We start from the raw sequence: 23,440 nt of genomic DNA on the forward strand, positions 1-23,440 counted from the left end.
GACCGATCATGCCCGATCAACCCGCCACCGACGACATCCTCGGCCTCGGCTTCGGCCCGGCCAACCTCTCCCTCGCCATCGCCCTGCGCGACGCCGTGGCGGCCGGGCCGCCGCGCCCGTCCTTCCGCTTCATCGAGCGCCAGGAGCGGTTCGGCTGGCACCGGGCGATGATGCTGCCCGGCGCCGACATGCAGATCAGCTTCGTGAAGGACCTCGTCTCCCTGCGCGACCCCACGAGCCCATTCAGCTTCCTGAACTACCTGCACACGAAGGGGCGGCTCACCACCTTCCTCAACCTCAAGACGTTCAACCCCTCGCGGATCGAGTACAACGACTATCTCTCCTGGGCGGCGGAGCATTTTTCCGACGTGGTGGCCTATGGCGAGACCGTCGTGGCCGTGCACCCGGAACTCCGCGATGGGCGGCTCGCCGCCTTCGTGGTCGAGGCGCGGGACGGGGCCGGAGCGCCCCGCCTGCGGCGCTGCCGCCACCTCGTCGTCGCGGCCGGGGGAGATCCTGCGATCCCCGAGCCCTTCGCGGCCCTGCGGGGCGACCCGCGGCTGATCCACTCCTCCGCCTACCTCCCCGGCATCGCGAAGGCACTGGGCGCCCCGCGCCTCGACGGGCCGGAGCCCCGCCTCCTCGTGGTGGGCGGCGGCCAGAGCGCCGTGGAGATCGTCACGGACCTCGGCCAGCGCTATCCGCGGGCGCGGATCGACCTCGCCATCCGCGCGCCGGCCCTGAAGCCCGCCGACGACAGCCCCTTCGTCAACGAGATCTTCGACCCCGCCGCCGTCGATCTCGTCCACGGCGCGCCGGAACCCGTGCGGGCGGACCTGATCGCCGCGCACCGGGCGACCAACTACGCGGTGGTCGATGCGGACCTGATCCAGTCCTTCTACGCCACCCTCTACGACCAGGAGGTCCGCGGCGAGACCCGCTACCGGCTCCGGCGCAACACCCGCGTCACGGCGCTGACCGCAACGCCGGACGGCCTCGACGCGACCCTCCACGACGCCGTGGCGGGCAGCCAGGATCGGCAGGTCTACGCGGCGGTGATCTGCGCCACCGGCTACGCACGCGCCACCGTGCCGGCGATCCTCGATCCCGTCCGGCCGTTCCTGGCGGGCGAGGTGGCCGACCGCCACTACCGCCTGCCGCTGGACCCCGCCGAGGCCCGGGTGAGCCTGCACCTGCAGGGCTTCAGCGAGCCGACCCACGGGCTGACCGAGACGCTTCTCTCGATCCTGCCGGTGCGGGCGGGCGCCATCGCCCGCACGATCCTCGCCGAGGAACGGGCGGCGCGCTCCGCGATCCGCCCGGCCGCGATGCACCAGTGAGACACCCGATGATGCCTCGCACGAGCCGCCCGGTGGACCTCGGGGAGGACGGGGTGGCCGGGCTAATCCTGCGCCTGTCCGGCCCGGCGATCCTCGGCATCTCGGCCCATGCCCTGCAGATGCTCGTCAACGCGTGGTTCGTGGCCGACCTCGGCGCCACGGCGATCGCGACCATCGCCATCGCCTATCCCGTGACCCTCCTCGTGGCGGCGCTCGGCTACGGAGCCGGTGTCGCGGCGGCCTCGCAGGTGTCGCGGGCGCTCGGCGCGGGGAACCCCGCACGGGCGGGCGCGGCGGCAGCCCTGGGCTTCCGCCTCGCCCTCCCGGCGGGGGGCGTGGTGACCGCCGCGATCCTGTTCGATACCCCCGCCTGGCTGCGGCTCCTCGGGGCGGATGCCGACCTGGCGGCGGCGGCGGCGCCCTACACGGCGCTCGCGACCATCGGCACCGCCCTGATGCTGGTGATGATCGTCGGCGGCTTCGTGGTGCGGGCGCAGGGCCATGCCCGCCTCAGCGGGGCGATCATGGTGGCGGGGTTCGGCCTCAACATCGTGCTCGATTGGGTGCTGATCCGGCTCTGCGGCCTCGGCACGGCGGGGGCGGGCTGGGCGGCGATCGGCGCGCAGGTCGCCGGGGCGGGAGCCTATCTTTGGCACTTCGCGAAGGCGCGTGGCCCCGCGCGGCTTCGCCTCCGGCCCGCCGGCCGCCGCGAGCCCGGCCTCGTCGGCGAGGCCCTGCGGCTCGCCGTGCCGGTCACCGGCTCCAGCCTGCTCGCCGCCTTCGCCATGGCGCTGTTCGTGGAAGCCGCCGCGCCGTACGGGGCGGCGGCCGTGGCTGCCCAGGGCATCGCCCTGCGCCTGACCCTGGTGGCGGCCCTGCCGCTCCTCGGCCTCGTCGCCGGAGCGCAGGCGGTGATCGGCCACGCGGCGGGCTCCGGCCGCCGGGACCGGCTCTCCGCCGCCCTCGTCTTCACCGTCGCCGCGTCCCTGGCCTACGGGATGGCGGTCGGCGGCCTGATGATCGCCTTCGCCGCGCCCCTGGCGGGCCTGTTCGCGCAGGATCCCGAAACGGCGTGGGAGGGCGCCCGCGCACTGGCGGTCTTCGCCCTCGCCTTCCTGCCGGTGGGCCTACAGCTCGCCGCCGCGACCCTGTTCCAGGCGATCGGCGCGCCGCGCCGGGCGGCGGCCGTCTCCCTGGCGGCGCAGGGGCTCGCGTTGATCCCGCCGCTGCTGCTGCTGCCGCCGCTCCTCGGCCTGGAGGGCGTGCTCCTGAGCCGGGTTGTGGCGGAATTCCTCGCCGACGGCCTCGGCCTCGGCCTGATGCTCGCCTGGGCGGCGGACGCGCGCCGGACAGCCGGCGCAGCGCCGGTCCAGGGCCGCGAGGCAGTGGAGGTGCCCCCGGCGCACGAGGCCGCACACCAGAGCGCGTGAGACGCCGAGACGCTTGGCGACCTCGCTCTGCGGGACGCCCTCGACCCGGTGGAGCCGGAAGGCGGTGCGCACCGGCTCCGGCAATTCCGCCACCGCCGCATCGATACGGCGGAGGGCGTCCCGCGAGGTCGCGGCCGCCTCCGGCGTGCCCGATGCCGCATCCGCCGGATCGGGAGCGAGGTCGAGGCCGGTGAACAGCCGTCCCTCGAAGCGCCGCCGCCGCGCCCGGTCCACGGCGAGGTTGCGCACCATCCGCCCGACATAGGCGGCCTGGACCGGCCCCTCGGCCTGCGGCGGATCGGCAAGGAGGCGCAGCATCACGTCCTGCACCACGTCCTCGGCCAGCGCCGGGCATCCGAGGATGCGCCGCGCCTTGGACAGGTAGGCGGCGCGCATCCGTTCGAGGGCCGGGATGTTCCAGGACGCGACGGTCCAGGGCGCCCTCTCGAAGGGCATGGGAGCGCCCGTGCCAGCCCAGGTGCCGGCCGCGTGACGATGGGACATGGAATCGATGCTTGCAGTGACGGAACCGTCATCGCAGCTAACATGGCGCTGTTTTCTGCCTCAACGCCTATGTTTATGAATTGTATTCATTAAAAACAGCGACTTTTCAAATTATTCCAAGATGATATTTTGAACTGTGGCCGCCGTGAACGGCAGGAGACTTCGCCGCACCGCCCCGATCCCCCGGCTCCCGCCCCGGACCATCCGGCCCGGAGCGCGTTGAGCGTGGCGGGCCGGCCTCAATGACCCGGCGCGGTGAGGGCGGTACCCGGCTTGTCGTGGGTGCCGAGCCGCTCGACCATGGTGGCCGTGGCCGCGTTCATCCCGACGATCTCCACCGGCAGGCCGTGGCGCCGGAACTTGAGCACCACCCGATCGAGGGCGTTCACGCTGGTCAGGTCCCAGAAATGCGCCGCGTGGAGGTCGATGACGACGCCCTTCAGCCCCTCCTCGCGGAAGTCGAAGGCCGCGTGGAACGCCTCCGCCGTGGCGAAGAAGATCTGCCCGTTCACGAGGTAGCGGCGCTCCGCCCGCGCCTCGTCCCGGGTGGAGGTGACGCCGAAGAAGCGCGTGACCTTGTGCGCGAAGAACAGGCCGCTGAGGACGACCCCGAAGAGCACGCCCTTGGCGAGATCGTGGGTCGCCACGACGACGATGACGGTGCCGAGCATGACGACGCTCGACGAGCGCGGATGCGTGACGAGGGTGCGGATCGAGCGCCACTGGAAGGTGTTGATCGACACCATGATCATCACCGCCACCAGGGCGGCCATGGGGATGCGCGCCACGTAGGGGCCCAGCACCACGATCAGGAACAGCAGGAAGGCCCCGGCCCAGAGGGTGGAGAGCCGCCCGCGCCCGCCGGAGGACACGTTGATGACCGATTGGCCGATCATCGCGCAGCCCGCCATGCCGCCGAGGAAGCCTGAGGCGATGTTGGCGACGCCCTGCCCGGCGCATTCGCGGTTCTTGTCCGAGCCCGTATCGGTCATCTCGTCGACGATCGCCGCCGTCATCAGGCTCTCCAGAAGCCCGACCATGGCGATGGTGAGGGAGGTCGGCAGGATGATCCGCAGGGTCTCGACGGTCGGCGGCACCTGCGGCAGGGCCAGCCAGGGCAGGTCGGTCGGCAGCGCGCCCATGTCACCCACCGTGTGGATGTCGAGGCCGAGCGCCATCGACACGGCGGTGAGCAGCACGATCGTCACCAGCGGCGAGGGCACCGCCTTGGTGAGGTACGGCAGTCCGTAGATGATCGCGAGGCCCGCCGCCGTCATCGCGTAGACGGTGGTCCCCCGCCCGACCAGCTCCGGCATCTGCGCCAGGAAGATCAGGATCGCCAGGGCGTTGACGAAGCCCGTGACGACGGAACGGGAGACGAAGCGCATGAGGTCGCCGAGCCGCAGGACGCTCGCGACGATCTGCAGAAGCCCCGTGAGGATGGTGGCGGCGAAGAGGTAGGGCAGGCCATGCTCCTTCACGAGCCCGACCATCAGCAGGGCCGTGGCGCCGGTGGCGGCGGAGATCATGGCCGGGCGTCCCCCGGCGAAGGCGGTGACGACGGCGATGCAGAAGGAGGCATAGAGCCCGACCTTCGGCTCGACGCCCGCGATCAGCGAGAAGGCGATGGCTTCGGGGATGAGAGCGAGGGCGACGACCGTTCCGGCCAGCACCTCACGCGTGATGTCGGGAGCCCACTCGCTCCGGAGTCGGACGAGATCCATGATGATACGAAGACTTTCCTTGTCCCACGCGCGGTCGGTTCGGGCGCATGAGGCGCGCAACAGGACCCGTCGTCCCCTCGGCGGGGATGAGACACGGGTGCCACGATTTGCGTTGTCCGGCGGATCGGCGGCCGGAAGAGCCACCCGGAATTTCACCGGGTCCAGGTTGTGCGACGGTCATAGCGCATCGGCGCGTTGCATTGCAACGACGCCACGGACGCGGCGGAAAGCGGCCCCTCCCCCGCCGGAGGGGGGAGGGGCCGCCTCTCAGTGGCTGATCATCCAGGGCCGGGCGCGCGGGAAGCTCTTCGCCGCTGCGGGCGCCGCGTCCGTCTTCTTCGGCGAGCAGCAGCCGCAGCCCGCCCCGTGACCGCCGGACCGGCGCGGCGCGTGACGGCTGCGCTCGTTGGTGGCGTGGGCCGCGCGCACCCCCGCATCCATCCCGGCGAGGCGCGGGGCGGTGAGGAAGGCGCGCGGGCTCGTCGTCCCGCAATCGGGGCAATCATGCGGCTCGCGGAATTCCGCCATCGGCCGCATCACGGTGAAGGGCCCGCAGGCCGCGCAGGCGTAGTCGTAGACCGGCATGTCAGAGGTCCGGCGAGAGCGGCATCTGGATCGAGCCGTCGAGGAACTGCGTCGGCCCGGCGGCGCTCGGGTTGATGTCGAAGTCGAAGATCTTCGTCGGGATCCACAGGGTGGCGCAGGCATTGGGGATGTCGACCACCCCCGAGATGTGCCCCTGCACCGGCGCGGTGCCGAGGATCGAATAGGCCTGCGCGCCCGAGTAGCCGAACTTCTTCAGGTATTCGATGGCGTTGAGGCAGGCTTGGCGATAGGCCACATGCACATCCAGATAGTGCTGCTTGCCCCATTCATCGACGGAGATGCCCTCGAAGATCAGGTAGTCGTCGTAGCGCGGGGTGATGGGCGACGGCTTGAAGACCGGGTTCTTGATCCCGTACTTGGCCATGCCGCCCTTGATGAGATCGACCTTGAGATGCACCCAGCCCGCCATCTCGATGGCGCCGCAGAAGGTGATCTCGCCGTCGCCCTGGCTGAAATGCAGGTCGCCCATGGAGAGGCCGGCGCCGGGCACGTAGACGGGGAAGTAGATCTTCGAGCCGCGCGAGAGATCCTTGATGTCGCAATTGCCGCCGTGCTCGCGGGGCGGCACCGTGCGGGCACCCTCGCCCGCCGCCTTGTCCCGCGCCTCACCCTTGAGGCGGCCCATATGGGCGGTGGGGCCGAAGGGCACCGTGCCCAGCGCCGGCACCCGGTCGGGATCGGTGTTGACGAAGGCGATTTCGCGCTCGTTCCAGGTGGAGAGCAGCTTGGGATCGGGCAGGCAGCCGATCAGGCCGGGATGGATCAGGCCGGGGAAGCGCACGCCGGGGACGTGGCGCGACTTGGTGAACATTCCCTCGAAGTCCCAGATCGACTTCTGCGCCTGCGGGAAGTGCTCCGTGAGGAAGCCTCCGCCGTTCTTCTTGGAGAAGAACCCGTTGAAGCCCCACTGGCTCTCGGGCTTGGCGCCGATATCCAGGAGATCGACCACCAGCAGGTCGCCGGGCTCCGCACCCTCGACGCCGATGGGCCCCGAGAGGAAGTGCACGATCGACAGGTCGATGTCGCGCACGTCGTCGGCGGAATCGTCGTTCTTGATGAAGCCGCCGGTCCAGTCGTAGGTCTCGACGATGAAGTCCGAGCCGGGCTTCACGGTGGCCACCATCGGGATATCCGGGTGCCAGCGGTTGTGGACCATGTCGTTGTCGTAGGCCGACTGGGTGAGATCGACCTTGATCAGCGTCTCGGGCATTGTGTGCGACTCCTCTGAAAGACGGCCAGTCGGTCCCGCGTTCGCGCGTTCCGCGACGCGCACTCCTCCCCCTTGCGGGGATGAGTTGGAGGTCGGGATGGTGCGGAAGGCACCGTCACGCTCGATCCTGCACCACCACCCCTGACCCCTCCCCGCACGGGGGGTGGGGAAAAGCGCCCCTACACCGACAGGAACCGGGCTACCGCCGCCTCGTCGATCCCGTCGCGGGGGGCCTCGTGGACGATGGCGCCGTTCTCCAGCACGATCACCCGGTCCGCGACGTCGAGGGCGAAGCTCAGCACCTGCTCGGACACGATGATGGACAGCCCGCGCTCGTCGCGGATCGTCTTGAGGGTCCGGCCCATCTCGCGGATGATCGAGGGCTGGATGCCCTCGGTGGGCTCATCGAGCAGCAGCACCTTCGGCCCGCTCGCCAGCGCCCGGGCGATGGCGAGTTGCTGCTGCTGCCCGCCCGAGAGGTTGCCCCCGCGGCGGCCCTTCATCTCCAGGAGGACCGGGAACATGGCGTAGAGGTCGGGCGGCACCGCGCGGGCGCCCGTCACCGTGAGGCCGGTCTCGATGTTCTCCTGAACCGTCATGGTGGAGAAGATCATCCGGCCCTGCGGTACGTAGGCGAGACCCTTGGCGACCCGCCTGTGGCTCTTGAGGCCCGAGACGTCCTCCCCCCCGACGCGGATAGCGCCCGCCTTCACCGGCACGAGACCCATCAGGGTCTTCATCAGCGTGGTCTTGCCCATGCCGTTGCGGCCCATCACGGCGACGATCTCGCCCGGTGCCACCGAGAAGGTGAGGCCGTGCAGCACCTCGCTCTGGCCGTAGGCGGCGTGCAGGTCGTCGACGGCCAGCGCCGGCGTGGCGGACGGCGCAACGGCGAGGGGCGGCGCCTGGATTTCAGGGGGATGCGCGGTCTGGAGCGAGCCCATCGTCAATGTCCCAAATACACTTCGATGACCTTCGGGTCGTTCTTGACCCGGTCCATCGAGCCCTCGGAGAGCACCTTGCCCTGGTGCAGGACGGTCACCCGGTGGGCGATGTCCTCGACGAACTTCATGTCGTGCTCGATCACCAGCACCGAGCGGCCCTTGATGATCTGGTTGAGCAGTTCGGCGGTCTTGATCCGCTCACCGACGCTCATCCCGGCCACCGGCTCGTCGAGCATCAGGAGTTCCGGGTCCTGGATCAGCAGCATGCCGATCTCCAGCCACTGCTTCTGGCCGTGGCTCAGGAACTCGGCCCGCTCCTTGAGCTGGTCCTTGAGGAAGATCGTCTCGGCGATGGCGTGGATGCGGTCGCGGACCTCGCCGTCGCGCTTGAAGGTCAGGGCGCCGAAGACCGAGCGCCCCCGGGGGAACGAGATCTCCAGGTTCTCGAACACCGTCAGGTCGTCGTAGATCGAGGGCGTCTGGAACTTGCGGCCGACGCCCGCCTGGACGATGGCGCTCTCGGAGAGCTTGGTCAGCTCCTGGCCCTTGTACCGGATCGAGCCGGCGCTGGCCCTGGTGCGTCCGCAGATCAGGTCGAGCACCGTGGTCTTGCCGGCGCCGTTCGGGCCGATGATCACCCGGATCTCGTCGGGATCGACGTAGAACGACACGTCGTTCACCGCCTTGAACCCGTCGAAGGACACGGTCAGCGCCTCGACCGCCAGGAGGTAGTCGGCGGGCGCCGCCTCGGCGCCGATGGCGGGGGTGGAGAGGATCGCGGCGTTCATCGGGTCATCCTCACTCGGCTGGGGCGCCGTGCGGCGGGACGATGGCGGGCGACGGGGCGCGCAGGCCCTTCACCCGGCGGGTGAGGCGCGGCTCGATGTGCTCGCGCCAGATCCCGGCGAGGCCGTTCGGGAAGGCGAGAACCACGGCGATGAACAGGGCGCCGAGGCCGAACAGCCAGAGGTCCGGAAAGCTCTCGGAGAAGGTGGTTTTGGCCCAGTTGACCAGCAGCGTTCCCCAGACCGCGCCGAACAGGGACAGTCGCCCGCCCACGGCCGCGTAGATCACCATCTCGATCGAGGGCACGATGCCCACGAAGGACGGCGACATGAACCCGACCTGGAGGGTGAACATCGCTCCGCCGATGGCGGCGAACCCGGCGGCGAGGCAGAAGGCGAAGACCTTGAACCCCGCCACGGAGTAGCCGGAGAAGCGGACCCGGTCCTCCTTGTCGCGCATGGCGACGAGGATGCGGCCGAGCTTCGACCTCTTCACGTACTGCGCCGCCAGGATGCAGGCCAGCAGCAGCCCGCCGTTGACGAAGTACAGGATGACCTTCGCGTGGTCGGTGCGGATGTCCCAGCCGTGCAGGGTGCGCAGGTCGGTGATGCCGTTGATGCCGCCGGTATAGCCCTGCTGGCCGACGATCAGGATCGTCAGGATCGCGGCGATGGCCTGGGTGATGATGGCGAAGTAGGTGCCGCCGACCCGGCGCTTGAACATCGCGAAGGAGATCAGCATCGCGAACAGCACCGGCACCGCGACCGCGAGGATCAGCGTCAGCGGCAGGCTCTTGAACGGTTGCCAGAACCAGGGCAGCGCCGTGATCTGGTTCCAGTCCATGAAGTCCGGGATGCCGGGCGTCGATTGGATCTTGGTGTTTTCGATGCTCGAAGCCTCCAGCTTCAAGTACATCGCCATGCAATAGCCACCCAGTCCAAAGAAAACGCCCTGGCCAAGCGACAGGATGCCGGCGTAGCCCCAGCAGATCACGAGGCCCAGCGCCACGAAGGCGTAGGTGAGGTACTTGCCCACGAGGTTGAGGCGGAAGCCGTCGAGGGTCAGCGGCAGGACGACGAGGATCACCCCGGCCAGCACGGCCAGGCTCAGCCACTCCACCGGCTTCATGAACGGGTTGTCGTCGACGGTGACCGACTGCGTGAGGGTCTGGACGGGGTTCGTCATGGCAGGCTCCTCAGCGCCGGACCTTGAGGGTGAAGAGCCCCTGCGGCCGCAGCATCAGGATGCCGACCACCGCGAGCAGGGTGATCACCTTCGCCATCGAGCCGGAGAGGAAGAATTCCAACGTCGATTGCGTCTGCGAGATCGAGAAGGCCGAGGCGATGGTGCCGAGGAGCGAGGCCGCGCCGCCGAAGACCACGATCAGGAAGGTATCGACGATGTACAGCTGGCCCGAGGTCGGCCCCGTGGAGCCGATCATCGTGAAGGCCGAGCCGGCGATGCCCGCGATGCCGCAGCCCAGTCCGAAGGTATAGCGGTCGACCTTCTCGGTATCGATGCCCACCGCCCCCGCCATGGCGCGGTTCGCCATGACGGCGCGCACCTGCTGGCCGAAGCGCGAGCGGAAGATGAGCAGGGCGACGCTGAGGGTGATCAGGATGGTGACGGCCATCACGAACAGGCCGTTGATCGGGATCTCGATCGTGTCCGTGACCTGCACCGAGCCGATCAGCCAGGACGGCAATTCGACGCCGACCTCGCGGGCGCCGAAGATCGACCGGTAGGCCTGCTGGAGGATCAGCGACAGGCCCCAGGTGGCGAGCAGCGTATCGAGCGGTCGCTTGTAGAGGAACCGGATCAGGCTCCACTCCACCAGCATCCCGAGCGCCCCGGAGGCGAGGAAGGCCAAGCCCATCGCGATGAAGAAGTAGATCGGGAACAGGGCCGGCAGGTAAGCTTGGAAGAAGCTCGAACAGAGATACGTGACATAGGCCCCAAGGATCATGAACTCCCCGTGGGCCATGTTGATCACGCCCATCTGCCCGAAGATGATCGCGAGCCCCAGCGCCATCAGCAGGTAGACGGAAAACAGAATCAGGCCGGCGAAGCCTTGCATGGCGAAGATCGCGCCGAGATCGCCGAGGGAGTAGTCGCCGAGCATTGTTGAAATCTCCACAACCCGTCATTGCGAGCGTAGCGAAGCAATCCAGTGCAGCGGGACGTCTTGAAGCGTGGCGAAGCCCTGGATTGCTTCGCTGCGCTCGCAATGACGAAGGGAGGGGCGGAGGCCGCCCCTCCGGCGCCCCCTACTGGTATCCCTTCGGGAACGGGTCCGGCTTGATCAGCTCCGGGCTCGTGTAGACGATCTCGAACTGGCCATCGGGCTTGGCCTTGCCGACGCGGGTCTTCGACCAGAGGTGATGGTTCTCGTCGATCTTGACGTAGCCTTCCGGCGCGCCCTTGAACTCGATGCCCGGCGAGGCCGCGACCACCTTGTCCACGTCGAAGGAGCCCGCCTTCTCGCAGGCCATCTTCCACAGGAACGGCCCGAGGTAGGCGGCCTGGGTCACGTCGCCGATGACCGTCTTCTCGCCCCACATCTTCTTGAAGGCGGCGACGAAGGCTTTGTTGTTCTCGCTCTCGATCGATTGGAAGTACTTCATGCAGGCATAGGCCCCGGCGATGTTCTCGCCGCCGATGCCGTCGATCTCGTCCTCGGTGACGGAGATCGTCATGAGCACCTGCTTCGACAGGTCGATGCCCGCCGCCTTGAGCTGCTTGTAGAACGCCACATTCGAGCCGCCGACCACGTCGGCGAAGATCACCTTGGGCTTGGTAAGCTTGATCTTGTTGATGACAGAGTTGAACTGCGTATGGCCCAGCGGGAAGTACTCTTCACCGACCACCTTGCCCTTCAGCACGTTCTCCACGTGCTTGCGGGCGATCTTGTTGGAGGTGCGCGGCCAGATGTAGTCGGAGCCGATGAAGTAGAAGCTGTCGCCGCCCTTCTCCTTGTGCACCCAGTCGAGGCCCGCGAGGATCTGCTGCGTCGCCTCCTGGCCGGTGTAGAAGACGTTCTTCGACTGCTCCAGACCCTCGTAAAAGGTCGGGTAGTAAAGAAGGCCGTTGTACTGCTCGAAGACCGGCAGCACCGCCTTGCGCGAGGCCGAGGTCCAGCAGCCCATCACGGCGGCGCAATGGTCGTTGACGAGGAGCTTCTTCGCCTTCTCGGCGAAGGTCGGCCAGTCGGAGGCGCCATCCTCCTGGATGATCTTGATCTTGCGGCCGAGCACGCCGCCCGCCTCGTTGATCTGCTGGATCGCGAGTTTCTCGGCCTGTTGGGCGCCGGTCTCGGAGATCGCCATCGTGCCGGTGATGGAGTGCAGGATGCCGACGGTGACCTCGCTGTCGGTGACGGCGAGGCCGGTGGTGTTCACGGCGGCGGTCTCGGGCGCGGCCCAGGCCGTCCGGGGCATCAGCGCCAGCGCCGGAGCGCCCGCGAGCCCCATCAGCAGCCTGCGCCGCAACGGGGACCTCAAGCCCCGATCCGCGCCCGTGTCGGTGTCGTCTGCCATCAGCCTGCCCCTGTTCGCGTCCAGGACATTTGACGGCGGCCCCGGATCGGCGAGTGCAGGCTAGATCCGTGATCGCGCGGCGACCTATACGCGATTTTGCGTATGGCCATGCCCTTGCATGCGGCGCAGCATGGGCGATCAATACTCCGGAGACCGGTCCTTGTGAGGTGTTCCATCGCGGGCAACACACGCGAGAGTGAATTTCTTCGCGTGCGCGCGAGGCTTCCCGCCCGCGCGGCCGTCCGCGAGCGCCCAGGGATTGTGCGCCGCCGCAAGCGCGGCCGGGTACGGGTCCGGGTGCAATGAGGGCGCCCCAGCGCATCATCCCGATCCGCCGGGACTACAACCGCTTCGTGGCCGACGAGACGCTGGAGGATTACGCCCTCCGCTTCACCGCCAAGAAGGCCCGGCGCTGGTCGGGCTTCCAGGTGGCGCAGACGGCCCTGGGCTCGGTCTCGTTCCTGGCCCTGGAGGCGATCGGCGGCACGCTGGCCCTCACCGTGGGCCTGCCCAACACCATCGCGGCGGTGCTTGCGGTGGGACTCATCATCTTCGCCACCGCCGTGCCGATCACCGTCTACGCCGCGCGGTACGGGGTCGACATGGACCTGCTGACCCGCGGGGCGGGGTTCGGCTACCTCGGCTCCACCGTCACGTCGCTGATCTACGCGAGCTTCACCTTCCTGTTCTTCGCCATCGAGGCGGCGATCATGGCGCTCGCCCTGCAACTCTGCTTCGGGTTGCCACTGGCCCTCGGCCACCTGCTCTGCGCGGGGGCGGTGATTCCCCTCGTGGTCTACGGCATCCGGCTGATCAGCCGGTTCCAGATCTGGACCCAGCCCGCCTGGATCATCCTGAGCCTGCTGCCCCTGGCCTTCGTCGCCGCGCAGGGGACGGAGGCGCTGCGCGCCGTCGCGGCCTACCCCGGGCTCGACGGCGCGGGCACCGGGTTCGCCCTGCCGCGATTCGGCCTCGCCACCGGCGTGCTGCTGGCGCTTCTGGCGCAGGTGGGCGAGCAGGTGGACTTCCTGCGCTTCGTGCCGGAGCCGGCGGGGCGGCGGGATCGGCGATGGTGGGTCGCCGTGGTCTCGGGGGGCGCGGGCTGGATCGTGCCGGGCCTGCTCAAGATCCTGCTGGGCGCCGTCCTGGCGGTGTTGGTGCTTGGGAGCGGGATACCGCCCGAGCACGCCGCCGAGCCGACGCGCATGTACGCCGTGGCCTTCGGCTACCTCACCGGCGAGGGCAGCCGGGCGACGCTGCTCGTCACCGGCCTGTTCGTGCTGGTCTCGCAGCTCAAGATCAACCTCACCAACGCCTATGCCGGGTCGATCGCGTGGTCGAACTTCTTCTCCCGGCTGACCCATTCCCACCCCGGCCGGGTGGTGTGGCTGGTCTTCAACGTCGCCATCGCGCTGCTGCTGATGGAGTTCGGCATCGAACGGACGATCGAGAGCACCCTGCCGCTCTACGCCTCGGTGGTCTCGGCCTGGGTCGGGGCGCTCGCCGCCGACCTCGCGGTGAACAAGCCGCTGGGCCTCTCGCCACCCGGCATCGAGTTCAAGCGCGCCCACCTCTACGCGGTGAACCCGGTGGGGACCGGAGCGATGGTGCTGGCGCTGCTCTGCGGCGGCCTCGTCTCCCTCGGGCCGGGGCTCCAGCCCTTCGCGCCGCTCCTCACCCTCGCCACGGCGTTCGGTGCCGCCCCGGCCATCGCCTGGGCCACGGGGGGCCGCTGGTACCTCGCCCGCGCGCCGAAGCGGGATTGGGGCTCGGGCGAGGTGGTCTGCCGGGTCTGCGAGCTGCCCTTCGAGGGCGAGGACATGGCCCATTGCCCGGCCTACGACGCGCCGATCTGCTCCCTGTGCTGCTCCCTCGATGCCCGCTGCGGCGACCTGTGCAAGCCGCACGGCCGGATGGACGTGCAGGCGCAGCAGACGCTGGCCAAGGTCCTGCCCGGCCGCACCGCCGCCTGGATCGGCGCGCCCCTCGGCCGCTACCTCGCGGTGATGCTGACCCTCTGCGCCGTGATCGGCCTGATCCTCGGCATTGTCCATGCGGGGGCGACCATCGCCCATCCCGAGCACCGGGAGGTGCTGCGTGCCGCCCTGACGAGCGTGTTCTTCACGCTGGTGGTGATCCTCGGCGTGGTGGCGTGGCTCTTCGTCCTCGCCCAGGAGAGCCGCCGGGTGGCGCAGGCCGAGACCATGCGCCAGACCGCCCTCTACGAGGCCGAGATCGCCGCCCACAAGGTCACCGACGCCAAGCTCCAGGAGGCGAAGGAGCGGGCCGAGGCGGCGAACCAGGCCAAGAGCCGCTACGTGGTGGGCATCAGCCACGAGTTGCGCACGCCGCTCTCCACCGTGCTCGGCTACGCGCAGCTCCTCGAATCCGACGCCGCGATTCCCCCGCAGCGCCTCAACGCCATCCGGGTGATCCGGCGCAGCGCCCAGCACCTGTCGGGGCTGATCGACGGCCTGCTCGACATCTCCCGCATGGAGGCCGGGCGCCTCCAGATCCACCGGGACGAGGTCCGCCTGTCGGATTTCCTCGACCAGCTCGTGGACATGGTGCGCCTCCAGGCACGGGAGGCCGGCCTCGATTTCCGCTTCTCCCGGCCGGAGATTCTGCCCGCCGTGGTGGCCACCGACGAGAAGCGCCTGCGGCAGGTGCTGCTGAACCTGCTCTCCAACGCCATCAAGTTCACGCCCTCCGGCACCGTCTCGCTGGACCTCAGCTACCGCAGCCAGATCGCGGTGTTCACCATCCGCGACACCGGCCCCGGCATCCCCGAGGCCGACCTCGCCCGCATCTTCGAGCCCTTCGAGCGCGGCTCCACCCCCGCCGCCCGGAGCACGCCGGGCACGGGGCTCGGGCTCACCATCGCCAACCTTCTGGCCCAGCTCCTCGGCGGCGAGATCACCGTGACGGCGGCGCCCGGCGGCGGGACACAGGCGCGCCTGCGGCTGATGCTGGCCTCGGTCGGCCAAGCCGCCCCCGTCGCGGCCCCCGCGCAGGCGGCCGAGCCGGAGCGCGCCTATACCGGCGCCCGCCGCACCGTTCTCGTCGCCGACGACGACAGCGCCCACCGCGCCCTGATGCGGGAGATCCTCGAACCGCGCGGCCTGCGCGTGCTGGAGGCGGGCTCCGGCCCCGAATGCCTGAGCGCGGTGGGGGCGGGCGGCATCGACCTGATCCTCCTCGACATCGCCATGCCGGGCATGAGCGGCTGGACGGTGGCGGCCGCCCTGCGGGAGGGCGGCCATGCCGGTCCCGTCGCCATGATGTCGGCCAACGTCCACGAGATCAGCCCCGTGCGCGGCGACGACGCCCCGCACGACGCGATCTTCGCCAAGCCCTTCGATCTGCGCGACGTGACCGAGCGGATCGGTAAGCTCCTGCGCCTCGAATGGAGCGAGCCCGCCCTCCCCGCCCCGCCCGCCGCCGCGGCACCCGGCGACGGCGCGATCCATCCCGGCGCCGAGCATGTGGGCGAGTTGCTGCGCCTCGGCCGCATCGGCCATATCCGCGGCATCGAGGCCAAGCTCGCGGAACTGGAGGGGGACGCCACCGTACCGAGGGCCTTCGTCGAGCGGATGCGTGGCCTCGCCGCCGGCTACGACCTGCGGCACTACCTCTCGGTGTTGCAGGAGCTCGCCCGCGATGGCTGAGGCAGCGGCCGGCCGGCCGCACCGGGACGTGGTCCTCGTGGTGGACGATTCCCCCGATACCCTGAGCTTCCTCACCGAGGCGATCGAGCGTTCGGGCGCCACCGTTCTCGTGGCGGTGGGGGGCGACCTCGCCCTCGCCCTCGTGGACGAGATCACGCCGGACGTGATCCTCCTCGACGCGATGATGCCGGGGCTCGACGGGTTCGAGACCTGCCGGCGGCTCAAGGCCAAGCCGCACCTCGCGGGCGTGCCGGTGATCTTCATGACCGGACTGAGCGAGACCGAGCACATCGTGCGCGGCCTCAGCGCGGGCGGGATCGATTACGTCACCAAGCCCATCGCCCCGGACGAGATCCTCGCCCGGATCCGCGTCCACCTCGCGAGCGCCCGGGCCGCCCAGAGCGCCCGCGCCGCCCTCGACACGGCAGGCCGGGCGCTGCTGGCCGTCGCGGCGGACGGCGCCATCCTGTGGTGCACGCCCCAGGCGGGCCGGATGCTGGCGGCCCTGGCGCCGGGGGACGAATCCGCCCTGCGCCTGCCGCCGCAGAGCCTCGACTGGCTGCGCGCCTGCGGCTCCCAGGGAGCGCCGCCCGCCCTCGCCCTGAAGGTCGCGGCGGCGGCCTACAGCCTCAGCTTCATCGGCCGGACCGGCGAGGAAACCCTGCTGCGGCTCTCCTGCGACACCGTCGCGGCCGGGCCGGAGCGCCTGCGCGCGGGCCTGCCCATCACCGCGCGGGAATCGGAGGTGCTCTTCTGGCTGTCCCAGGGCAAATCGAGCCGCGACATCGGCGACATCCTGGGCCTCAGTCCCCGCACGGTCACCAAGCACTGCGAGAGCCTTTACGCGAAGCTCGGCGTCGAGAACCGCACCGCCGCCTCCCTCATCGCCAACCGCCTGTTGCAAGACGCGCTCTGACGGCGCCCCCTGACGGCGCGGTTCACCCGCAGGGAAAGCGGGACTATGCAACCCACAGTGCTTTATTCGACTGTCATGCACGTGCATGATGGAAGCGTGAGCGCGGGGCCGTCACCGCCCGCGCCTCACCACGGACATGCGCTTCAAGGCCCGGCTCACGGGCGGGCGGGTCCGGCGCTCGGGAGGAATGGAATGGATCGTCGCGTCCTGCTGACCGGCGCGGGCAGCCTTGCCGCGTGGACGGTGCTCAAGCCCTCGACCGGGGCCCGTGCGGCCGACAAGACGACCATCGTGTTCTGGCACGCCATGTCGGGGGCGAACGGCGAGGAGATCGAGCGCCTGGCGCGCGACTTCAACGCCAGCCAGTCCGACGTGACGCTGGAGGCGGTCTACAAGGGCTCGTACCCTGAGACCCTCACGGCGGCCATCGCCGCCTTCCGGGCGGGCAAGGCGCCCAACATCGTCCAGGTCTTCGAGGTCGGCACGGGCACGATGCTGCAGGCGGGGCCGGCCATCAAGCCGGCCTGGAAGCTCGCGGAGGAGACGGGGCTCGCCCTCGATCCCAAGGCCTACATCCCGGGCGTGCGCGGCTATTACAGCCTGCCCGACGGCAAGCTCGCCTCCATGCCGTTCAACTCCTCGACGGCGGTGATGTGGTACAACAAGGACGCCTTCGAGAAGGCGGGCCTGGATCCCGAGAGCCCGCCCACGACCTACGCGGACTTCGAGACGGCCGCCCGGACGCTGGCCGCCAAGGCGCCGACCCCCATCGCCAGCACGACCGCCTGGATGACGTGGATCCAGTTCGAGGAATACGCGGCGATCCAGAACCTCGCCTTCGCCACCGAGAACGACGGCTACGACGGCCTCGGCGCCGAACTCCTGCTCAACACCAAGCCCTTCGTGGCCCAGCTCCAGCGCTTCATGGACCTCTCGAAGGACGGGGCCTTCAAGTACGCCGGGCGCGACGGGGCGCCGGACGCGGTGTTCTATTCGGGCCAGGCCGCCATCGGCTTCGGCTCGTCGTCGGGCCGGGCGGACATCGTGAAGAACGCGAAGTTCCGCTACGCCGAGGCGTTCCTGCCCACCGAGCCGGCCCTGAATCCGAAGCCGAACAACTCCATCATCGGCGGCGCCAGCCTTTGGGCCATGACCGCGCCCAAGCGCAGCGAGGCCGAGTACAAGGCGGTCGCCGCCTTCTACGGCTTCATCTCCAAGCCCGAGCAGGTCTCCCTCTACGCCCAGCATACGGGCTACGTGCCCGTGACGGTGGCGGGCTACGAGGCCACGAAGCAATCCGGCTACTTCGACAAGAACCCCGGCACGGACGTGCCCGCCCGGCAGCTCTCGCGGGGCGAACTCACCCCGAACTCGCGGGGCCTGCGGCTCGGCCGCCTGCCGGAGATCCGCGCGATCCTCTACGAGGAGATCGAGAAGGCCCTCCAGGGCCAGCAGACCGCGCAAGCGGCGATGGACAGCGCCACGGCGCGGGGCAACCGCGTCCTGCGCGAGTTCCAGAAGTCGGCCAAGGGTTGACGACGGGCTAAGGGCGGGCTGAGGCGGCGGGCTTTTCGACCATGGAACGACGCACCCTGTTTCCGGGCCGGCTCCTGCCGGCCCTCCTCATCCTGCCGCAGCTGGTGCTGACCTTCGTCTTCTTCCTGTGGCCCGCCCTTCAGGCGATCAAATCGAGCCTGGAGCGGGAGGACGCCTTCGGCACGAGCACCGAGTTCGTCGGCCTGGAGAACTTCGCGGACCTGTTCAACGACCCGCTCTACCTCGCGGCGATCGGGCGGACGGCGGTGTTCTGCGCGGGCGTCACCGCCGTGTCGATCGGCGTGGCGCTGCTGCTCGCCGTGCTGGCCGATACCGAGATCCGGGGCCGGGCCTTCTACCGCACCATGCTGATCTGGCCCTATGCGGTGGCGCCCGCCATGTCGGCGGTGCTGTGGGTGCTGATGTTCCACCCGCAGATCGGCCTCGTCGGCGCGTTCCTGAACCGGATCGGCATCGGCTGGGACTACAAGCTCGACGGCACGCAGGCGATGCTCCTGGTGATCCTGGCCGCCGCCTGGAAGCAGATCAGCTACAACTTCATCTTCTTCCTGGCCGGGCTCCAGGCGATCCCGAAGACCATCATCGAGGCGGCGCGGATCGACGGTGCCCGGGGCTTCCGCCGGTTCCGCACCATCATCCTGCCCCTGCTGATGCCGACGGTGTACTTCCTGCTGGTCGTGGACCTCGTCTACGCGGCCTTCGATACCTTCGCGACGGTCTACGCGGTGAACGGCGGCGGCCCCGGCCAATCGACTCAGACGCTGGTGCTGAAGGTCTATCTGGACGGCATCGTCAACGCGAATATCGGCTCGTCCTCGGCCCAATCCGTGGTGCTGATGGTCGGCGTCATCGTGCTCTGCGCCATCCAGTTCCGCTTCCTCGGGCGCAAGGCCGTGACATGACGGGCCGGTTCATCCCCCATGCCGTCCTGACCCTCGCGGTCCTGCTCTTCGCTCTGCCGATCTGGATCGCCATCGCGGGCTCGACGCAGGATTCCGCCGTGATCGCCCGGGGCGAGCTCTCGCTCATCCCGGACCTGGCGGGCCTCGGCGTCTACCGCGACGTGCTGCTGCACGGCTCGGCCGGGGCCGGGCCGGTCTGGCGGGCGCTCCTCGTCTCGGCGGGGATGGCGCTCGTCATCGCGCTCGGCAAGATCGCCCTGTCGCTGCCCTCGGCCTACGCCGTGACCTTCTTCCGCTTCCCCTTCCGCATGACGGCCTTCTGGCTGATCTTCCTCACCCTGATGCTGCCGGTGGAAGTGCGGCTGATCCCGACCTTCCAGGTCATGTCGAACCTCGACCTCATCAACAGCTTCACGGGGCTGACCCTGCCGCTCGTCGCCTCCGCGACGGCGACGCTCTTGTTCCGCCAGACCTTCCTCGCCATCCCCGACGAGCTCGTGGAGGCGGCGCGGATGGACGGGGCCGGCCCCTTGCGCTTCCTGCGGGACATCCTGATCCCGGTTTCGGGCGCCAACATCGCGGCGCTGTTCGTGATCCTGTTCGTCTACGGCTGGAACCAGTACCTCTGGCCGCTCCTCGTGGCGACGGACCCGAAGCTCGACACGGTGGTGATCGGGATCGTCAAGATGATCGGGCTCGATACGGCGACGGAATGGAACAAGGTCATGGCCACGGCCGTGCTGGCGCTGATCCCGCCAGTGGCGGTGGTGCTCCTGATGCAGCGCTGGTTCGTGAAGGGCCTTACCGAGGGGGACAAGTGATGGCGGGCCTGAGGCTCGAGGGCCTGCGCAAGAGTTTCGGCCAGAACGAGATCCTGAAGGGTGTCGATCTCACCCTCGCGGACGGCGAGATGCTGGTGATCGTCGGCGCCTCGGGCTGCGGGAAATCCACCCTGCTGCGCCTCGTGGCGGGGCTGGAGACGCCGACCGCCGGGCGCATCCTCATCGACGGGCGCGACGTCACCCGGCTCGACCCGTCCGAGCGCGACATCGCGATGGTGTTCCAGAACTACGCGCTCTACCCGCACATGAGCGTGTTCGAGAACATGGCCTACGGCCTGAAGATCCGCGGCCTGCCCAAGGCCGGGATCCGCGCGAAGGTCGATGCCGCCTCGGCGCTGCTGGGCCTCGACGCCCTCCTCGACCGCAAGCCGCGCCAGCTCTCAGGCGGCCAGCGCCAGCGCGTCGCCATGGGGCGGGCCATCGTGCGCGACCCGAAGCTCTTCCTGTTCGACGAGCCGCTCTCGAACCTCGATGCCAAGCTCCGCGTGCAGATGCGCGGCGAGATCCGCCGCCTCCAGCGCCGCCTGAAGGTCACGAGCCTCTACGTCACCCACGATCAGGTGGAGGCGATGACGCTGGGCGACCGGCTGCTGGTGATGCACCAGGGCGTGCCGGTGCAGCTCGCGACGCCCACCGAGGTGTTCGAGCGCCCCGCCGACACCTACGTCGCCGGCTTCATCGGCTCTCCCGCGATGAACCTCCTCCCCGGCACGCTCGGCCGGAACGGCACGGCGGTGAGCCTGGAGGGCACCGAGGTCGGCCTCGGCACCCGGCGCTACGCCCTGCCCGACGGCCACGGGGTGATTCTCGGCATCCGGCCGGAGCACGTCGCCCTCGACCCGTCCGGCCGGGAATGGCCCGTCGAGGTGGTGGAACTCCTCGGCTCGGAGACGCTGATCCATGCCGGGCGCACCGGCGCCGCGACGCTGACCCTGCGCCTCGCCAACGGCGCGCCCGTGGGCGAGGCGGTGCGGGTGTCCTTTCCGCCGGAACACCTGCACCTGTTCGACCGGGCGACGGGCCTGAGGCTCGACCCAGCCTGACAACCCCTCAGACCAGGGCCGGCGCGGCCTGCGGCTGGCGCTTCATCAGCTGGGTGTAGAGCAGGTAGCCCAGCCCGCAGCCGATGAACCACGTGAAGTTCGCGAGCCCTTCGAGGCCGGGCATCACCGCGCAGAGCACCGGCACGGCCGCCGAGGGGATGATCGTGAGCACCGCCGCACGGTTGTAGCCGTTGGCGTACCAATACGCGCCCGTGGGCCTCATCGTGTAGAGGTCGTCCACGATCACGCGCTGCCGCTTCACGGCGTAGAAGTCGGCGATGAGGATGCCGAACAGCGGCCCGATGAACGCGCCGAGCACATCGAGCGTGTAATGGATCACGGCGGGGTTGTTGTAGAGGTTCCACGGCGTGATGAAGACCGAGGCCACCGCCGCGATCATCCCGCCCATCCGCCAGGAGATCACCTTCGGCGCCACGTTCGAGAAGTCGAAGGCCGGCGAGACGAAGTTGGCGACGATGTTGATGCCGATCGTGGCCGTCACGAAGGTGAGTGCGCCGAGCACGACGGCGACATCGCTGTCGATCCGGCTCACGGTCTCGACGGGGTCGGTGATGAGCTGCCCGAAGACCGGCAGGGTCGCGGAGGTGGTGATGACGGTGAGCAGCGAGAAGCCGAGGAAGTTCACCGGCAGGCCCCAGAAGTTGCCCTTCTTCACCGCCGCGAAGGACTGGCCGTAGCGCGAAAAATCGCCGAAATTCAGCATCGGGCCGGAGAAATAGGACACGACCAGAGCGATCGCGTTGATCATCACCGGCAGGGCATCCCATCCGGTGTATTTCACCGCGCCGAGGGTGAGCCCGATGTTGCCGATCCCCGCCCGGGCGACGAGGTAGACCGCGAGGGCGATCATCACCACGTAGACCGCCGGGCCCGCCCAATCGATGAAGACGCGGATCGCCTCCATGCCGCGCCAGAATACCAGCGCCTGGAGGACCCACAGGGTCATGAAGGAGGCCCAGCCCAGCGTCGAGAGCCCGGCGAAGCCGTGGCGGCTGAGGTCCGCGTAGGGGGCCAGTTCGGGCCAGAAGCGCAGGGCCACCACCATGAAGGCGGCCGAGGCGAGGTAGGTCTGGATGCCGTACCACGCCACCGCGATCAGCCCGCGGATGATGGCCGGGATGTTGGCGCCCTTTACGCCGAATGAGGCGCGGCAGATCACCGGATAGGGCGTGCCCGTCACCTGGCTCGGCTTGGCGACGAGGTTGCAGAAGAATTGGACGATGAGAATGCCCACCACCAGGGCGATGAGCACCTGCCAGCTCACGAGCCCGAGGGAGAACAGGCTGCCCGCCGTGACGTAGCCGCCGACACTGTGCACGTCCGACATCCAGAAGGCGAAGATGTTGTAGGCGCCCCAGGTCTGCTTCCGCAGCGGCGCGAGATCCTCGTTCACGAGGTTCTCGTCGTAGGACGGCTTCATGAGAATGGCGGAGTGATCGTCGCCGATGGCGCCTTCCGACGCGATGGGTGTAGCGTGTGCGTGCATTGTTCGGCCCCCCGAAACCCGACTTTACGCAGGCCGCGGGGGGCCGCAAGCACCGTGCCATGATTTTGCGGAGCACGGCGCAACGAAACCTGTCGGAGACGGGCGCAAGTGAGTGTCGCCCCGTGCCGCGAGACAATCCGGGTGAAGGGCGACTATGCGCATTCTGCTGATCAATCCCAATACCAGCGCGGAGATCACCGCCCTCATCGCCGGGCATGTCGGCACGATGGTCGGGTCGCGGGCGGAATTGAAGCCGGTCACGGCGCGGTTCGGCGCGCGCTACATCGCGAGCCGCGCTGCCCTCGCCATCGCGGGGCACGCCGCCCTCGATTGCCTCTCCGAGCACGTCGCGGGGTGCGACGTCGCCTTCCTGGGTTGCTTCGGCGATCCCGGGCTGCTCGCCCTGCAGGAGGTCTCCCCCGTGCCGGTGGTCGGCATGGTGGAGGCGTCCTGCCGGGCGGCGCGGCGGATCGGCCGGTATGGAATCGTGACGGGCGGCGTCCTGTGGGAGCCGATCCTCAACGAGGTCGTGGCCGGGCTCGGCCTCGCGGAGGGCTTCACCGGCGTGCGCACCCTGGCCCTCACGGGCGGCGACATCGCGCGCGACCCCGGAGCCGCCATCCCGCTGCTTGCGGAGGCCTGCCGGGCCTGTGCCGCGCAGGACGGGGCCGAGGCGGTCATCCTCGGCGGCGCCGCCCTCGCGGGCCTCGCCCCCCTCGTGCAGCCCTCGGTTCCGGTGCCGGTGATCTGCTCCGTCGAGGCGGGCGCGGCGGCGACCCTGGCGGCGGGCGCCGTCAACGCCCGGCGCGCGCCCGTCACCGTGGAGAGCGTCGGCCTCTCGGTCCCCCTCCACGCCCTGCTGGCGCGGGATCCGGGCGCCTGAGCGGCAGGCCGACGGGGCGGTGGCCGCCCCGTCGGTCCCGGG

At 69.5% G+C, this 23,440-nt stretch carries 18 protein-coding genes, 1 pseudogene and 1 other annotated feature; of the genes and pseudogenes, 9 read left to right on the forward strand and 10 right to left on the reverse strand.

Features of this window, described 5'->3' with window-relative positions; translation table 11 throughout:
- Nucleotides 1-8 precede the first annotated feature (8 nt).
- Together MFF06_RS11555 and MFF06_RS11560 are read left to right on the forward strand one after the other, a co-directional pair.
- On the forward strand, nt 9-1,340 hold the full coding sequence (locus MFF06_RS11555) for a lysine N(6)-hydroxylase/L-ornithine N(5)-oxygenase family protein (RefSeq protein ID WP_238203910.1): 1,332 nt from the start codon (nt 9-11) through the stop codon (nt 1,338-1,340).
- An 8-nt stretch (nt 1,341-1,348) separates the two neighbouring features.
- Nucleotides 1,349-2,770 carry an MATE family efflux transporter gene (locus MFF06_RS11560; RefSeq protein ID WP_238203911.1) on the forward strand — a complete coding sequence of 474 codons (1,422 nt, stop codon included), beginning with the start codon at nt 1,349-1,351 and terminating at the stop codon, nt 2,768-2,770.
- A 24-nt stretch (nt 2,771-2,794) separates the two neighbouring features.
- On the opposite strand, the pseudogene MFF06_RS11565 reads toward MFF06_RS11560, so the two are convergent.
- The 9 genes and pseudogenes from MFF06_RS11565 to urtA form a co-directional block, all read right to left on the reverse strand.
- Nucleotides 2,795-3,274, reverse strand: a pseudogene (locus MFF06_RS11565) (sigma factor); the annotation flags it as partial.
- Nucleotides 3,275-3,513: 239 nt separating this feature from the next.
- On the reverse strand, nt 3,514-4,998 hold the full coding sequence (locus MFF06_RS11570) for a SulP family inorganic anion transporter (RefSeq protein ID WP_238203912.1): 1,485 nt from the start codon (nt 4,996-4,998) through the stop codon (nt 3,514-3,516).
- Nucleotides 4,999-5,108: 110 nt separating this feature from the next.
- Nucleotides 5,109-5,164, reverse strand: a sequence feature (sul1 is cis-regulatory element that is thought to sense ions involved in sulfur or methionine metabolism; They are found in Alphaproteobacteria).
- Nucleotides 5,165-5,265: 101 nt separating this feature from the next.
- A complete protein-coding gene (locus MFF06_RS11575; RefSeq protein ID WP_238203913.1) occupies nt 5,266-5,583 on the reverse strand; it encodes an FmdB family zinc ribbon protein in 318 nt (105 codons plus the stop codon).
- Nucleotide 5,584: 1 nt separating this feature from the next.
- Nucleotides 5,585-6,814: a formamidase gene (fmdA, locus tag MFF06_RS11580; protein ID WP_238203914.1), complete on the reverse strand. Its 1,230-nt coding sequence runs from the start codon at nt 6,812-6,814 to the stop codon at nt 5,585-5,587.
- Between the two features lie 179 nt (nt 6,815-6,993).
- Nucleotides 6,994-7,758 (reverse strand): urea ABC transporter ATP-binding subunit UrtE, encoded by a 765-nt coding sequence (gene urtE / locus MFF06_RS11585; RefSeq protein ID WP_238203915.1) that lies wholly within the window; start codon nt 7,756-7,758, stop codon nt 6,994-6,996.
- A gap of 2 nt (nt 7,759-7,760) precedes the next feature.
- Nucleotides 7,761-8,546, reverse strand: coding sequence for an urea ABC transporter ATP-binding protein UrtD (gene urtD / locus MFF06_RS11590; RefSeq protein WP_238203917.1), 786 nt, complete (start codon nt 8,544-8,546; stop codon nt 7,761-7,763).
- A gap of 10 nt (nt 8,547-8,556) precedes the next feature.
- Entirely contained in the window at nt 8,557-9,729 is a 1,173-nt protein-coding gene (gene urtC / locus MFF06_RS11595; protein ID WP_238203919.1) for an urea ABC transporter permease subunit UrtC, read from the reverse strand.
- Between the two features lie 10 nt (nt 9,730-9,739).
- On the reverse strand, nt 9,740-10,666 hold the full coding sequence (gene urtB, locus MFF06_RS11600) for an urea ABC transporter permease subunit UrtB (protein WP_238203921.1): 927 nt from the start codon (nt 10,664-10,666) through the stop codon (nt 9,740-9,742).
- Between the two features lie 145 nt (nt 10,667-10,811).
- On the reverse strand, nt 10,812-12,080 hold the full coding sequence (gene urtA, locus MFF06_RS11605) for an urea ABC transporter substrate-binding protein (RefSeq protein WP_238203923.1): 1,269 nt from the start codon (nt 12,078-12,080) through the stop codon (nt 10,812-10,814).
- 302 nt (nt 12,081-12,382) lie between these two features.
- Between urtA and MFF06_RS11610 the strand changes: the two genes are divergently transcribed.
- The 6 genes from MFF06_RS11610 (at nt 12,383) to MFF06_RS11635 (ending at nt 21,008) form a co-directional block, all read left to right on the forward strand.
- Entirely contained in the window at nt 12,383-15,748 is a 3,366-nt protein-coding gene (locus MFF06_RS11610) for a hybrid sensor histidine kinase/response regulator (protein WP_238203925.1), read from the forward strand.
- Nucleotides 15,741-16,664: a response regulator transcription factor gene (locus MFF06_RS11615; protein ID WP_238203927.1), complete on the forward strand. Its 924-nt coding sequence runs from the start codon at nt 15,741-15,743 to the stop codon at nt 16,662-16,664. Before MFF06_RS11610 ends, MFF06_RS11615 begins: the two co-directional genes overlap by 8 nt.
- Nucleotides 16,665-16,856: 192 nt before the next feature.
- Nucleotides 16,857-18,200, forward strand: a complete 1,344-nt coding sequence (gene ugpB / locus MFF06_RS11620; RefSeq protein ID WP_238203929.1) for a sn-glycerol-3-phosphate ABC transporter substrate-binding protein UgpB — start codon at nt 16,857-16,859, stop codon at nt 18,198-18,200.
- A gap of 41 nt (nt 18,201-18,241) precedes the next feature.
- Nucleotides 18,242-19,123: an ABC transporter permease subunit gene (locus MFF06_RS11625; protein ID WP_238203931.1), complete on the forward strand. Its 882-nt coding sequence runs from the start codon at nt 18,242-18,244 to the stop codon at nt 19,121-19,123.
- A complete protein-coding gene (gene ugpE, locus MFF06_RS11630) occupies nt 19,120-19,944 on the forward strand; it encodes a sn-glycerol-3-phosphate ABC transporter permease UgpE (RefSeq protein WP_238203932.1) in 825 nt (274 codons plus the stop codon). The genes MFF06_RS11625 and ugpE overlap by 4 nt, the downstream gene beginning before the upstream one ends.
- On the forward strand, nt 19,944-21,008 hold the full coding sequence (locus MFF06_RS11635; RefSeq protein WP_238203933.1) for an ABC transporter ATP-binding protein: 1,065 nt from the start codon (nt 19,944-19,946) through the stop codon (nt 21,006-21,008). The genes ugpE and MFF06_RS11635 overlap by 1 nt, the downstream gene beginning before the upstream one ends.
- Nucleotides 21,009-21,015: 7 nt before the next feature.
- Here MFF06_RS11635 and MFF06_RS11640 read toward each other — a convergent pair whose 3' ends face one another.
- Entirely contained in the window at nt 21,016-22,515 is a 1,500-nt protein-coding gene (locus MFF06_RS11640) for an NCS1 family nucleobase:cation symporter-1 (protein ID WP_238203934.1), read from the reverse strand.
- Between the two features lie 154 nt (nt 22,516-22,669).
- Here MFF06_RS11640 and MFF06_RS11645 point away from each other — a divergent pair, with 154 nt between their 5' ends.
- Complete coding sequence (locus MFF06_RS11645) at nt 22,670-23,398, forward strand: aspartate/glutamate racemase family protein (protein WP_238203935.1); 729 nt, start codon at nt 22,670-22,672, stop codon at nt 23,396-23,398.
- Nucleotides 23,399-23,440 lie beyond the last annotated feature (42 nt).

The sequence above is a fragment of the Methylobacterium aerolatum genome (assembly GCF_022179085.1).
Classification (GTDB): Bacteria; Pseudomonadota; Alphaproteobacteria; order Rhizobiales; family Beijerinckiaceae; genus Methylobacterium; species Methylobacterium aerolatum.